This is a genomic window from Bacillus sp. T-10(2022) (assembly GCF_056502895.1).
In genome coordinates this window covers 4,791,922-4,806,412 of record NZ_CP113518.1, presented here as the reverse complement: position 1 = coordinate 4,806,412, position 14,491 = coordinate 4,791,922, and the positions used below count along the sequence as shown (strand labels likewise).

Here is a 14,491-nt window from a genome sequence, read left to right as displayed (position 1 = left end):
ATGAAGAAAACGCAAAAGGTTTTACTTATTAGTGGAATCTCTGCTGTTGCATTATTCGGGGTGGGGGTTGCTTCCTTTAAAATCATGGAGAACTCCAATGAGTACGAAAAAGCTCAACTGGTAATTGAAGCCAGGGAAGCCAAGGAACAAATTGAAAGAGAAAGAGAAGATGAAAAAATCGAAGCCCAAAGGGAAGCGAAAGCGAAAGCTGCGGAACTTGAAGCGAAAAAAGCGATATATGATGGGATCGAATTTGAAACAGGACTTGATGAAGGCTCAACCGAAACGGAAGTCATGGACGTCATGCATAAAATGACTCATCAAAAGGTTCGCTCGCAAGATAAATGGGGAGCTATACCGATGTCCCCTAAGATTATTGAAGAAGTTTATAAAATAGTGGATTCAAGTGATTTTCAGCATAGAGATAGATTGCTGGCCATCGCTGCCCGGTGGCGAGATTTTGATTTTAGCACGATCGTTCAGGACCATAACTTCTTTTGGGAAGATAAAGAAGGCACCGTTGGAAAAGCCCATGGAACATTAAGCCGTGCAGAAGAGGTTGAATTCATTGAAGTTAATTTTAAATGAGGGGAAAGTACTGAAAATGCCAAAGGGCGAGTGACAAGACCTGTTCAAAAAGAAAACACTCAAACCTCCTGCAATAAGGCCAGTTCCTCAGGAGGTTTGAGTATTTTCGAACCTTTCACTCGATACAGCAGTTTATTTTTTAATAATTAGACTGCTGGACTCGTTCTCCTTGTTTACGGGAACGTCTTTGCCGACAGTGACCCTGCGAACGACGCGGTGCTGGTTTCCGTAATCGGCAATAGCGTAATGCTGCGTGGCTAGGTTATCCCAAATGACCACGTCCCCTTCACTCCATTGCCAACGAACGGTATTTTCTAAGCGCGTGACGTATGAATCGAAGATACTTAATAATCTTTCGGATTCACTTGTTGTATATCCTTCCACTCTACCAGCAAAGCCACCTAATAACAAATGCCTTTTTCCGGTTTCAGCGTGCACGTGAACGACTGGGTGCCTTGTTTTATAAATGGTCGATTCGAATATATCACGATATTTCTTTTTAACCTCATCATCAATGTTTTCAGCTGGTTTGAATTGGGCATAATCATATTCATTTGTATGGATCGCCCAAAGTCTGTCAGCTAATTTCTTCAATCCATCCGGCAGGTCCTCATATGCTTCATTCGTATTTGCCCAGACTGTATCTCCGCCAACGTCAGGGATGGTTACACCTCTTAAAATAGAGTATTTTGGAACTTCTGGAACGAAAGTGACATCAGTATGCCAATGGTTTGCTTTAGCGCCCCTTTCGGAATCAAGTTCGAAAATATAGTTAGTATTGTCTTTGACCGGTACTGTAGGATGTGCATAAGGCTCACCCAATAGTTTGGCAAATGCTTCTTGGCTGGCATCGTCCAAATGATTTTGTCCTTTGAAGAATACGACTTTATGATGGTTTAACGCTTGTTTGATTTCATTGAAAATAGCTAAATCCAAGTCTCCGCTTAATTGGACTCCTTGAATTTCCGCTCCAATCCTTCCTGCTACCGGTACCACTTTCAATTGTTGTGTTTTAGTTTCGGTCATAATCAATCTCCTCCTGTAAGGTATGTTTTTTTATTTTTTAAAGGCTTCATCAATGTATTCATTGTGGATCTGATTTTTAAAATTAAATGATTTCTTGATATAACCCACACCAGCTAAAGTATCGATGGATTCTTGTTGTGCTTTGATGGCATCTTCGGTAAAGAAGATATTTGGTTCTTCGGCCGTTATTATTGTCTTGACCGTACCCACAGGCAATTTAGTTTCTTTGGAATAAATTTCAGATGCTTCATCTGGATGTTCAATTTGCCAGTCGGCAGCTTTTTTATAAACCTTTAAATAGGCCTCGACAATTTCAGGATGCTCTTCGGCAAAGCCCTTACGTGCAATGATTGCACCAGGAGCCAATATTTTTCCTTTTACTTTAAGAGCGACAGCATTGCCTTTTTCAATATTATTAAGGTAATAAGGGTTCCATATCGCCCAGGCGTCCAATTGTTTGGTTTCAAAAGCTGCTTGAGCATCATCCGGTTGTAAATTGATGAGTTTAATGTCATCAGTAGTTAAGCCATGGGCTTTCAATGCCTTGATTAAATACACATGACCCGTTGTCCCCGAGGCAACACCGACCGTTTTTCCTTTTAAGTCTTCAATCTTCTTTATGTTACCTTCTGCTTGAGCCAGGATCCGGACAGATGACTCACCCCGACCTGTTTGTGCAATAACTTCGAATGGCAGATTCTTATCAATGCCGGCAATCAGTGCACCATCCCCTAAAAAAGACAGGTCGACCCGATTGGAAGCAAGGGATTCCAAAAGCGGGGGACCACTCTGGAATTCACTCCACTCGATTTGGGCATCCAGTTTAGAAAACTCTTCGTTGAACAATCCCTTTTCCTTTGCAATGACCAATGGCCCCATCTTGCCATTTAAGGCAATATGAACTTTCAGTGGATCACTTTTCCCGGAAGCTTTGCCGGCATCGGAGTTACAGCCTGCCAATACAGCGATGCTAATGATGGCAAGTAGTACTGCGGTTAACTTGTTACGATAGTCCTTCATGATTTCCCTCCTTTTTTAATACACTTACCACATCTGGATAGTCAGATTAATGACAAAAAAGAGATTCAACGAAGAGTATGCCGGGGTTACTCTTCATTGAATCTCCGGTAGTCCAGTTGATTCACATGACCTTTATTTATTTGGCTCCAGTGTGAAGCGGATTTGTGTATGAATGCATCTTAACAGCTGTTAGAATTATCTGTCAATTATTATTTGTAATTAATCCGATAAAATAAATTGGAATTAGGTGTTGATTATAAATAATCGATAAGTTAATATAAAATGAAATATTGAATCGACTAGTTAACTAGAGATTCAGCAAAGGGACAATATGTGCCTTATTGCTGGATCTCTATTTTTTTATTTGAGAAAGGGTGAGGGTATTGGTTGCGACGTTAGAAATTAATCAAGTAAGCAAAACATTTAAGAATGAGAATGAAAGTGTCCATGTTTTGGATAATTTAAAACTGACCGTCAACAATGGTGAATTCGTCACGATCATTGGTCCGAGCGGCTGCGGGAAAAGCACATTATTAAAGTTGATCGCAGGACTTGATTCAGACTTTGACGGCGCGATCATGGCAGGGAATCATCCGGTTATCGGCCCTTCTAAAGATCGTGGTTTCATTTTTCAGGAGCATCGCTTATTTCCATGGCTAAACGTGGAGAAGAATATTGCAGGTAATCTTCCATTAAAGAAACCGGACATTCGAAAAAGGGTGGATGATTTGATTTCACTTGTTAAACTAAAAGGATTTGAAAAGGCGTATCCACGCCAATTATCCGGTGGAATGTCGCAGCGTGTTGCCATTGCCAGGGCCTTATTGCGTAATCCGGAAGTATTATTGCTGGATGAGCCATTCGGTGCTTTGGATGCATTCACGCGAACGCATCTTCAAGAGGCTTTACTAGAAATATGGGAGAGGAATAAGACAACGATGGTGCTTGTCACCCATGATATAGATGAATCCATCTTTTTATCGAGGAAAGTGGTCGTCATGGATGCAAAGCCTGGGCGGATTAAAGCTATCGTTCCAATTGATTTGCCATATCCAAGAACTCGAACAAGCAAAGCGTTTCAAGAATTCAGGTCCGTCATATTAACCCAACTTGATCATCATCCAGTAGAAGTGGAAGATTGGAGCATTTAAATAAATTTTTGAAAAAAGGAAGGATGAAAATTATGTCTACACAGACCGTTGCTCAAAACAAGCCGCTTGTCATAAGGGAAACGACAAAACAATCCAAACTCGCCAAATCGGCATTGCGGGGTTCGGTCCTTCCCGTTGTCGTGTTGATTACATGGCAAACATTAGGAACGGTTGGCATCCTGCCTGCCCAATTGTTCTCATCACCTTTATTGATCGTCACGACTTTCATTAATCTCGTTCAGTCGGGGGAAATGGGCATCCATTTACAAATCAGTTTAACGCGGGCTCTTCTAGGCTTTGCATTAGGTGGTTTTTTAGGATTATTGTTTGGAGTCATCGTTGGCATGCAAAAAAAATCTGAAGAATTTTTAAACCCAAGCATTCAAATGTTACGAACAGTCCCGTTACTTGCGATTACCCCTTTATTCATTATGTGGTTCGGATTTGGTGAACTGTCTAAAGTGCTGCTTATTGCTTTAGGTGCTTTTTTTCCTTTATATTTACAAACTTTTTTGGGCCTTCGGAATGTGGATAAAAAACTGTACGATGTTGCCTTAATCTTGGAATTTAGCCGTAGGGAACAAATAACGAAGCTCATGATTCCGGCAGCTTTACCAAACATATTACTTGGCATCCGTTTAGCCTTAAGTGCGTCTTGGATGTGCCTGGTCGTCGCTGAATTGCTGGGTGCGGATAGAGGGGTGGGCTTCATGATCCAGGATGCCCGTTCATTCATGCAAACGGACGTCGTATTCGTAGGCATCATCATTTTTGCCCTCGCTGGTAAAATCTCAGACTCGTTTGTCCGCTTTTTAGAAAATCATTTGCTGAAATGGCAAGATAGTTTTAAAGCCTAATTGAAAAAGGATGACCGCCCGGTGATGGGTGGTCATCCTTTTTCTTATTAGGGATATATGTTTAATCTATTTCTTTATATAAGGGCAAATAAATGGTGAACGATGTTCCTTTGTTCACTTCGCTCTGTACCAAGATTTTCCCTTTGTATTTTTGAACGATGGAATAACAAACGGTCAGGCCGATACCGGTTCCCCTATCTTTAAGTGAATAAAATGGGGTACCTAGTATTTCAAGCTGTTCTTTTGAGAGGCCAATTCCTGTATCCGTTATTCGTACTTTTGCCATAGTGCGTTCCTGCTCTGTTTCCACCTTGATGAATCCGGGTTTGTTCATTGACTCAATTCCATTTTTCATGATATTGACCAGTATCTGTTTAAGCTCGATGGGATTCATGCTAATGTGCAGGTCGTCCCGGAAATCCAGGAGAAAGCCTATGTTGCGATTATTGGCGAAACTGGTTAAGAGTTCGGAAATCTTTTGGATTTCATAATTTAAAGGAATGACCTGTACATTATCCGTTTGCGGTTTTGCCAAAGACAAATAGTCATTGATTATCACTTGTGTATATTCAAGTTCTGTAAGCATGGTCTGTACATAAAATTTTTCCGTTTCATTCAGTTCCTTCTCTTGGTCTAATAGCTGGGCAAACCCTTTCACGACTGTAATCGGATTACGTATCTCATGTGCAATGGTGGCAGCTAGCTGTCCGACTGAGTTCAATTGCTTGGCCTGCTGTATTTCCTTATGAAATGCATTAGTGGATTCCACCCTATTATTGGTTCCTAAGAATACGAATACCAATATGATTTGTATAGCGATGAAATTAAGCGTGTTGCCGAAACTATCCAAAGCGACATATTCATAAGTGTATTGAAGATCCGTTTTTGAAATGATCAAGATGGAAGCGGGACCTAATATGATATTTAAAGTGGCGACAACATAAAACCCGATTTTATCAAAGAGAAAAATGGGAATCAAGGGCGCTATAGCAAATAAAGCCAGCATGATGGCGGTATCCGGGAAAATCCAGAATTTGCTATATAAATAAACAGTAATTAAGAAAATGAATAGGGTTTTATAAAAATTGACTTCTGTTTTTAAGAAAAATAACAGAGAAATTATCATCCCCGATATTAAAATGACCTGTAATATCATCTCGTAGGGATTATCTTTCCAACTTATAGGTGATACAGAAATCCCAACCAATAGTAAAAAGGATATCATTGCCATGAATGCCTTCAGTATAAATCGGTGTTTGTTTTGATAATATTGATAATTTTTTAACATAATTCCCCTTAGGATTAATATTCTGTTTGTTTAATAGTAATATGATACTAGTTTTTTGTAAATCAGAAAAAGATAGATTTTGTCACTATATAGTCTCTCTGCTTATACTTTAGAAAAGGCATGGTTCGGGTGGAATTCAGTACCGGAAGGGGGAAGTCAGGGAGTTAAGGTAACCAATCCCTCCAGACCCTCTTGGTATGTCAACATTGGCACATCATATCTAATATCAGGAATTTAGCGGCTTTAAGTTTGGTTTAATATGGATATGGAAAGCTTAATGTGTCAATGAACCGGTTAAATAATTATTTAACGGAGTAGTAAGGAGTTTGTAATGGAGAAGGATTTAGAAATATTTAGTTATGTTCATTTAGGGGACTGTTTTTTTCTACTATTTCAATATGTACATCCCAAAAAACTTTTTATATTTTCTTATTGGATTACCAGTATCCATGTTTAGCACATTTTTCAATTATGATTTTTTATAAAAAGAGGCTTTTAACGGGTTTTTAATCTAAGCTGTCATCCGAATTTTGAATTAGGTACAACAAACTACATGAATGCCCTGTGTTTGATAGGTTTTTTTAACCATTTTAACTATTATATTATTTCTTTACATTATATTCGCTGTAGATTCACATTCTCCTTTTAAAATAATGGTAATAATAGGAGGGAGAGAGGGAAATGAAAACGAATATAAAGAAATTCGGTTTATGTATGATGAGTGCGGCTTTTATATTGCAGGCTACTTCCATGGGGGCTTCAGCAGCAAAAGGAAATCATTCCAATTCGTCTATTTATGAGAAGAAAATCGTGAATATCGCACATCGGGGAGCTTCTGGTTATGCACCTGAACATACCATTCCCGCTTATCAATTGGGAGAACAAATGAAGGGCGACTACATAGAAATTGATCTTCAAATGACCAAGGATGGAAGATTGATAGCAATGCATGATGAAAAGGTTGATCGTACAACGAATGGTACTGGTCTAGTGAAGGATTTAACGCTGGCAGAAATCAAGCAACTGGATGCCGGTACATGGTTCAATGAAAAATATCCGCAATTGGCAAAAGAGGTATATGAAGGGTTAAAGGTTCCCACTCTTGAAGAAGTCTTTAAGAAGTTCGGAAAGCAAGCCAATTACTATATCGAAACAAAGTCCCCTGAAGTATATCCGGGAATGGAAGAAGAACTCCTGCAGGTTCTGGAAGAATATAAAATGGTGGATTCAAAAGGCCGTACCAAGAATGTATTAATTCAGTCGTTCAGTAAAGAAAGCCTTATGAAGGTTCATGACATGAATCCAAAGTTACCGCTTGTGCAACTTTTTTCTTATAAGAACCCAGCAACCATTTCCAATGAAGAATTGGAGTCCATTAAGGAATATGCAATTGGCGTTGGCCCGAACTTCAATAAGGTAGACGGACAATATGTGAAGATGGTTCGCGACCATGACCTCCAATTCCATCCATATACAGTAAATGAAAGAGCGGATATGAAAAAGGCTCTTGAATGGGGTGCAACGGGGCTGTTTACGAATTATCCCGATGTATTCAACGAGGTACTAAGTGAGTATAAGCACAATAATAATGTTCCTAAATAAATGGTTTCATAAGTGAGTCCCGGTTTCCGGGGCTTTTTTTGTCATCCAGGTGCAGCATAATGAAGAGATTCTTGGGGAAATTAGATGTTCATAGGCTTAGTAGCCTTTTTTGACGGGTATATCAAATGTATTAAGAATATTTTAGGAGGTTTAATATGAAGGCTGTAACTTTTCAAGGAGCAAAAGATATACAGGTAAAACAAGTTGAAGATCCGAAACTTCAGCAAAAGGATGATATCATCGTCCGAGTGACTTCAACGGCTATTTGCGGGTCCGACCTCCATATATATCAGGGTGCTTTGCCGACGCATAAAGATTATGTCATTGGTCATGAACCGATGGGCATCGTCGAAGAAGTGGGTCCGGAAGTGACAAAGGTGAAAAAAGGGGACAGGGTTGTCCTGCCTTTCAACATTTCTTGTGGGCACTGTTATTATTGTGAACATGATATGGAGAGTCAATGTGATAATTCCAACCCCAATGAAGCGGTGGATACAGGCGGGTACTTTGGTTTTACGGAGCGATATGGGAACTATCCAGGCGGGCAGGCAGAATATTTAAGGGTACCATATGGAAACTTCATGCCGTTTGTTATCCCAGAGTCATGTGAACTTGAAGATGAGGCGCTTTTGTTCATGTCCGATGTGCTGCCAACCGCATATTGGAGTGTAGAGAACGCTGGCGTCAAGAAAGATGATACGGTAGCGGTATTGGGCTGTGGGCCGATTGGCTTGATGGCTCAGAAGTTCGCTTGGATGAAAGGAGCAAAAAGGGTCATTGCCATCGACAATCTTCCTTATAGACTCAATAAGGCTAAACAGATGAATAAGGTTGAGGCGTATAACTTCGATGAATATAACGATATGGGCAGCTACATTAAGGAAATCACTTCAGGCGGGGCAGATGTGGTCATAGATTGTGTGGGAATGGATGGCAAGAAATCAACGATAGAGGCGATTGAGCAAAAGCTGAAACTTCAGGGTGGAACGTTAAGTGCGATCGAGATTGCACTTAACGCCGTACGTAAATTCGGCACGATCCAACTGACTGGCGTATACGGATCCAAATATAATATGTTCCCATTAGGCAATTTATTTGAGCGGAACATTAATTTGAAAATGGGACAAGCACCGGTCATTCACTACATGCCCAAGCTTTTTGATAAGATCACGGCTGGAGAGTTCGACCCCACGGAAATCATATCCCATAAAGTCCCTCTAGAAAAAGCGAGTGAGGCTTATCAAATCTTTAACGATCACGAAGATGAATGTATTAAAGTGGTGCTAAAGCCATAATGTAAAGCTTATAAAAGTCCAATGCCCTGAGCTGCATTGGATTTTTTAGTTGAGTTCATAAATAGATCAGAGTTAATGGTGTATTATCGATTAACGTATAAATGAGGTATGAAATATGAATGATAATTATCTGGATTCGTGGCTTTCATATCAGCGAATCCCGAAATATGACGATTGACCCTTCAGTGTTGAAGGAGCGCATGAATTGAAAAAAGAGTTGCTATAAAAATACGATGCAAGTGAACTTGAATAAGGGTTTTTGGTAATGAAATGTACTATTTATATTATATAATGATAGTGTCAAAAGGAGGACGTACAGATGGTATATAATTCGGCAACAGAACTTTGTGAAGGGTTTGGGTATCCGCCCGTTCACGTTAAATTGACGATAGAGATCGTCGATAAGAGATTGGGACCTGTAAAGGCGGAAGCAGAGATTGCCATCAAGCCTGTTAAGTCAAAGGAATATCTGGAAGTATTGGTGGAGGAATTGGAATCGGATCATATCTTTGCTGATGAAAATGGCAGTATCTATGGCAGCTTCGGCATCGATCAAAGCATCCAGATATATGATGAAGTCCTGACTACCATTCCGTTCGATGAGTTGATCGGAAATGAAAATTGGAAAGAGGCAGTTGAGGAATCCATCACTGTGGATAAGCTGAAGGAACAACTGGGGAAATCTCTCAATGATTATCAATTCAGTGATTTGAGCGGAAAATATAAATTCAGGAAAAGATGTACGATAACAGAACTGCAATTCATGGATTAAACGATAAATGGAGAAGGCGAGATGCTTTCCCTCAATTTATGGAGAAAAGGGGTCCTAAACAAAATTGAACGGAGCGGGTGTGCGGGACACATGCGGGAAAAGCGTGTCCAAGGGAGACCCAGAAGGCGCAAAGAGCGCCCGCGGAAAGCGAGTGCCTGGAGGGAACGTTCGAATTTTACAAACCTTCAAAAAAACTCTAGGCAAAATTAATCTACAGGTCTGGGAGAATGCGAAATGCGTTCTCTTTTTTCGATGCTATCATAATTAAACGCTGGATCTTTAAGAATTTTTAAACATATACACAGTGTCAAGGAGAGTTCAGTAAGGGTTTAATGGTTTCAACATATTTTTTTTTATAGTTTTAAATAGGGTAATATATTGATAAGGGCTTTTTACAAGAAAAAGAAACGTATATTTTAAAAGATAAAAAAGGAGAAGATATGAAAATTGGTTTGGTACGGCATTTTAAGGTGGCACATGAATTTCCTACTGGTAGATCTGTGACGGCGGATGATATGAAGCAATGGTTTAAGGACTATGATGCAGCGGATATTATTTATGGAACGACTTTATTTGGCGTGGAGGAATGGCAGGAATGTTATTGCAGTGATATGTCGAGAGCTGTCAAGACAGCGGAACATATCTATCCAGGTACGGTTCACCGGATGGAGGAGCTGCGGGAAATACCTTCCCCGCCTCTTAAAGGAAGGGTAAAGCTGCCATTCATCCTTTGGGCCATCTGGATTCGCTGCTGCTCGGTGTTCAACAAGCAGACAAGGGCGGAAATTAAGATCGCAGAGCGAAGGATCAATAAAGTATTGGATGAAGTCTTTGCAAAGGGGGAAAGGGATGTTCTGATCGTGAGTCATGCCGCCCTCATGGTATATATGAGGAAAGAGCTGATCCGACGGGGGTTCACCGGTCCGAAATTCAAGATTGCCAGTAATGGAAAGCTGTATGTATTTGAAAGATGATAAGTGGATAAGGGTTTCCCACTAGAAAAGGTAAGTCATTTTCCGAATAGTTATTCTTTTTTTATTGGTTGTGGTTTATTATTGTAATAGTGTAATTTTTACGAATTCAATAATAGGGAAAGAGGGGTGGACATTTTGCTGAAGGCAGTTTTTTTTGATTTAGATGATACATTACTATGGGATCAGAAAAGTGTAAAAGAGGCTTTTGTGGCCACATGTGAAGTGGCCAAGGAGAAATATGATCTGAATGTCGACGAGTTTGAAGAAGCTGTGCGAAAGGAAGCGCGTGAGCTTTACTCTTCTTACGATACATATGCATTCACACAAATGATCGGAATCAACCCATTTGAGGGGCTATGGGGAAATTTCCAGGATGATCATGATGAATTCAGGAAGATGGCCGGGATTGCTCCGGCTTATCGGAAAGAAGCGTGGACGAGAGGGTTATTGGCATTAGGGATCGATGACCCGGAATTTGGGCTTGAACTGGCAGAACGTTTCCCTGCCGAGAGACGCAAAAAGCCATTTATCTATGAAGAAACATTCCGTGTTCTGGATGAATTAAAAGGGAAGTATAAATTACTATTGCTTACGAACGGATCTCCTGAGCTGCAAAATACCAAACTTGAAATTACGCCTGAACTGGTTCCTTATTTCGACCAAATCGTGATATCAGGCGCATTTGGAAGAGGTAAACCGGATGCCTCCATTTTTGAGCATGCTTTGGAAATCATGGAGCTTGATAAAGATGAAGTATTGATGGTCGGCGATAATTTAATGACGGATATCCTTGGAGCATCACGGGTAGGCATAAAGTCGGTTTGGATAAATCGCCATGATAAGGAACGGAATGAAGTGATTCCAACCTATGAAATCAAGCATTTAGAGGAGCTCTACCCTATCCTTGAGGGCCTGGGGAATTAATTGACGGCTCTCCTTCAAATAACAAATTTTTGAGAGTTGTAATGAAAATATTAGGTCTTTCAAATTATTTACAGAATGAAAAGGGTGAGATATAGTTATCCTGTAATCAATTAAATTATTCAGACTAGGGGTGTCCAATATAAGTTGGGCTGAGAGAGAAGCGCTTAAGCTTCTTAACCCTCAGGACCTGATCTGGTTCATACCAGCGTGGGGAAGTTAGAATCTACTAAACAATGACATTTCAATTGGTCATTTCTGTAGCCATACTAACGTTAGCCAGGTCTTAAATATGAGATCTGGCTTTTTCGTGCGAAATGGATTGGATTTTGTCCTTTTTAAATGAACTTAAAAAGGAGAAATGAAATCATGATGAGTAATTCAGTAAATGACATGAACGTTTCAATTATGTCCAGTTTTGCCGGGAGTAAAAAAGTGTACGTTGAGGGATCTAGACCCGATATTAGGGTACCCATGCGTGAAATTAAGCTAAGTCCGACTACAGGGTCATTCGGCGAAGAGGAGAATCCGCCTTTACGAGTATATGACACAAGCGGTTTTTATACGGATTCAGAATATCCCATTGATATTCATAAAGGTCTTGCCCCGATTAGACGCAGCTGGGTTCTGGAAAGGGAAGATGTTGAAGAGTATGAAGGGCGTGAAATAAAGCCCGAAGATAACGGGTATAAAAAAGAGTCACGAACCAAAGCAGAAGTTTTTCCGGGATTGAAAAGAAAACCATTGCGTGCAGCGAATGGGCAAAACGTAACCCAGCTCCATTATGCCCGAAAAGGTATCATAACTCCGGAAATGGAGTTCATCTCGATCAGGGAAAATGTAGCCCCTGAGTTTGTAAGAGAAGAGGTAGCTAGCGGGAGGGCGATCATACCGGCAAATATTAACCATCCTGAAAGTGAGCCCATGATTATCGGACGTAATTTTCATGTGAAAATAAATGCGAATATTGGAAATTCCGCTGTTAGTTCATCGATCGAAGCTGAAGTGGAGAAAATGACTTGGGCTACACGTTGGGGTGCAGACAACATAATGGATCTTTCCACCGGAAAGAATATTCACACGACCCGGGAATGGATTATCAGGAATTCACCTGTGCCAGTTGGGACGGTTCCGATATATCAAGCATTGGAAAAAGTGAATGGAGTCGCGGAAGATTTAAATTGGGAAGTTTTCCGGGATACATTAATCGAGCAGGCTGAGCAAGGTGTCGATTACTTCACCATACACGCCGGTGTGCTTTTGCGATACATTCCCATGACAGCAAAGCGAGTTACGGGAATCGTTTCCCGGGGGGGCTCCATCATGGCACAATGGTGCTTGGCCCATCACCAAGAAAGTTTTCTCTATACTCACTTTGAAGAGATTTGTGAAATCATGAAGGCGTATGATGTCTCTTTCTCATTAGGTGACGGCCTCCGTCCTGGCTCCATTGCAGATGCAAACGATGAGGCTCAATTTGCTGAATTGGAAACACTTGGGGAACTGACGAAGATTGCTTGGAAGCACGATGTTCAAGTCATGGTGGAGGGACCCGGTCACGTACCGATGCATTTGATTAAAGAAAATATGGATAAGCAGCTGGAAGTCTGTCAAGAAGCTCCATTCTATACCCTGGGACCATTGACAACGGATATAGCTCCTGGATACGATCATATCACTTCTGCGATTGGTGCTGCCATGATTGGATGGTTTGGAACGGCCATGCTTTGTTATGTGACACCGAAAGAGCATTTGGGACTTCCGAATAAAGAGGATGTTCGTGTAGGGGTCATTACTTATAAAATTGCAGCCCACGCAGCTGATCTTGCAAAAGGCCATCCCCAGGCACGGAAACGGGATGATGCCCTTTCGAAGGCTAGATTCGAATTTCGTTGGAGAGATCAATTCAATCTTTCCCTCGATCCTGAAAGGGCAGTTGAATATCACGATGAAACACTTCCGGCAGAGGGTGCCAAAACAGCCCATTTCTGTTCAATGTGCGGACCCAAATTCTGCAGTATGAGGATTTCTCAGGACATCCGTGATTTGGCGAAGGAAAAGGGTCTGGGTTTTGAGTCGGTAATCGATGAAGGTCTTAAAGAAAAAGCGAATGAATTTAGGAAAACGGACGGGGAAATCTATCTATGATTCCGACGAGAGGGAGAATTCGATGAATCGGGTAATCCAAATAAAAGTTGAAATGAAACAGTTGGAAACTCAATTGGAACAGCTGAAAAGGGAGCTGAACATTTTTCGCGAGAATTGTAATCATGAATTTGTAAAAACTGATTATAGTCAACAATGCACAAAGTGCCACTTAATCGAAAGTCTGCAATGGTAGTGATTCCTTAATCGTCCTTTCATTATCGGAATTAATCCCTTAATCATGTTGGGCATCCAATCACGATGTCAACATGATTAGGGGATATTTCATTATATTTACATACTTGTTTTATTAATATGAAGAGGAGGAGGGACAAGCCAGCCTTTTTCCTTATTCAATCTTAGGAAGTCAGCACCCAATGCAGCTTTATTCGTATGGAATTGTGCGAACATCTGTGCAATATCTTCTCGGATGCATTGACCCATGATTTGGCTGCAAGCAACTAATCCTGCATTAATATCGATTGATACTGAAGCAGAGATTTCAGGATCTTGAAGACGTGCCCCGACTGGAATATCCTCCAAATTAGCTTTAGGTCTTTCAGGTGGTGACGGAGGCAGTCCTACGTTATTTTCTTTTAATAATGATTCAAGTTGGTCATGTTCCTGTTTCCCTTGATTGATCACTTCAACAAGTAATTTATGCAGGTCCTTGTCGCCAGTATGATTAAGCATAGTTTGATGACAGGCAATCAGCCCTTTTGTAGTTGTAAGAAATGCCCATGTTCCGAATACCTCTCCGTAATGCATAGGCTCTTCTTTCGGATTTCCGCTTAAAATTCCCATAACCATCCTCCTTGAAATTCACTATTTAACGCATTTAAGTTACCCTGA

At 40.7% G+C, this 14,491-nt stretch carries 13 protein-coding genes and 1 riboswitch; of the genes, 9 read left to right on the top strand and 4 right to left on the bottom strand.

Annotated features, from left to right (window positions below):
• Positions 1-588 carry a DUF6241 domain-containing protein gene (locus tag OSJ91_RS23650; RefSeq protein ID WP_485890560.1) on the top strand — a complete coding sequence of 196 codons (588 nt, stop codon included), beginning with the start codon at positions 1-3 and terminating at the stop codon, positions 586-588.
• A gap of 132 nt (positions 589-720) precedes the next feature.
• Here the strand turns inward: OSJ91_RS23650 and OSJ91_RS23645 are convergent, their stop codons facing one another.
• Entirely contained in the window at positions 721-1,614 is an 894-nt protein-coding gene (locus OSJ91_RS23645) for a TauD/TfdA dioxygenase family protein (RefSeq protein ID WP_485890559.1), read from the bottom strand.
• A gap of 30 nt (positions 1,615-1,644) precedes the next feature.
• Positions 1,645-2,634, bottom strand: coding sequence for an ABC transporter substrate-binding protein (locus OSJ91_RS23640; RefSeq protein WP_350300222.1), 990 nt, complete (start codon positions 2,632-2,634; stop codon positions 1,645-1,647).
• Positions 2,635-3,017: 383 nt separating this feature from the next.
• Between OSJ91_RS23640 and OSJ91_RS23635 the strand changes: the two genes are divergently transcribed.
• Together OSJ91_RS23635 and OSJ91_RS23630 are read left to right on the top strand one after the other, a co-directional pair.
• A complete protein-coding gene (locus tag OSJ91_RS23635; RefSeq protein ID WP_350300221.1) occupies positions 3,018-3,785 on the top strand; it encodes an ABC transporter ATP-binding protein in 768 nt (255 codons plus the stop codon).
• Positions 3,786-3,808: 23 nt separating this feature from the next.
• Complete coding sequence (locus OSJ91_RS23630) at positions 3,809-4,642, top strand: ABC transporter permease (RefSeq protein ID WP_485891940.1); 834 nt, start codon at positions 3,809-3,811, stop codon at positions 4,640-4,642.
• 61 nt (positions 4,643-4,703) lie between these two features.
• On the opposite strand, the gene OSJ91_RS23625 is transcribed toward OSJ91_RS23630, so the two are convergent.
• Positions 4,704-5,930 (bottom strand): ATP-binding protein, encoded by a 1,227-nt coding sequence (locus tag OSJ91_RS23625; protein ID WP_350300219.1) that lies wholly within the window; start codon positions 5,928-5,930, stop codon positions 4,704-4,706.
• 681 nt (positions 5,931-6,611) lie between these two features.
• Between OSJ91_RS23625 and OSJ91_RS23620 the strand changes: the two genes are divergently transcribed.
• The 6 genes from OSJ91_RS23620 to thiC all read left to right on the top strand — a co-directional run bounded on the left by OSJ91_RS23620 (position 6,612) and on the right by thiC (position 13,642).
• Positions 6,612-7,532: a glycerophosphodiester phosphodiesterase gene (locus OSJ91_RS23620; protein WP_350300218.1), complete on the top strand. Its 921-nt coding sequence runs from the start codon at positions 6,612-6,614 to the stop codon at positions 7,530-7,532.
• A 155-nt stretch (positions 7,533-7,687) separates the two neighbouring features.
• A complete protein-coding gene (locus OSJ91_RS23615) occupies positions 7,688-8,827 on the top strand; it encodes a zinc-dependent alcohol dehydrogenase (protein WP_413019649.1) in 1,140 nt (379 codons plus the stop codon).
• A gap of 319 nt (positions 8,828-9,146) precedes the next feature.
• A complete protein-coding gene (locus OSJ91_RS23610) occupies positions 9,147-9,599 on the top strand; it encodes a hypothetical protein (RefSeq protein WP_485890558.1) in 453 nt (150 codons plus the stop codon).
• Positions 9,600-10,039: 440 nt separating this feature from the next.
• On the top strand, positions 10,040-10,573 hold the full coding sequence (locus tag OSJ91_RS23605; protein WP_485890557.1) for a histidine phosphatase family protein: 534 nt from the start codon (positions 10,040-10,042) through the stop codon (positions 10,571-10,573).
• Positions 10,574-10,708: 135 nt separating this feature from the next.
• A complete protein-coding gene (locus OSJ91_RS23600) occupies positions 10,709-11,497 on the top strand; it encodes an HAD family hydrolase (protein WP_350300214.1) in 789 nt (262 codons plus the stop codon).
• A gap of 116 nt (positions 11,498-11,613) precedes the next feature.
• A riboswitch (TPP riboswitch) is annotated at positions 11,614-11,728 on the top strand.
• A gap of 135 nt (positions 11,729-11,863) precedes the next feature.
• Positions 11,864-13,642 carry a phosphomethylpyrimidine synthase ThiC gene (gene thiC / locus OSJ91_RS23595; RefSeq protein WP_350300213.1) on the top strand — a complete coding sequence of 593 codons (1,779 nt, stop codon included), beginning with the start codon at positions 11,864-11,866 and terminating at the stop codon, positions 13,640-13,642.
• Between the two features lie 291 nt (positions 13,643-13,933).
• Here thiC and OSJ91_RS23590 read toward each other — a convergent pair whose 3' ends face one another.
• A complete protein-coding gene (locus OSJ91_RS23590) occupies positions 13,934-14,443 on the bottom strand; it encodes a DUF3231 family protein (protein ID WP_137019868.1) in 510 nt (169 codons plus the stop codon).
• Positions 14,444-14,491: the final 48 nt, after the last annotated feature.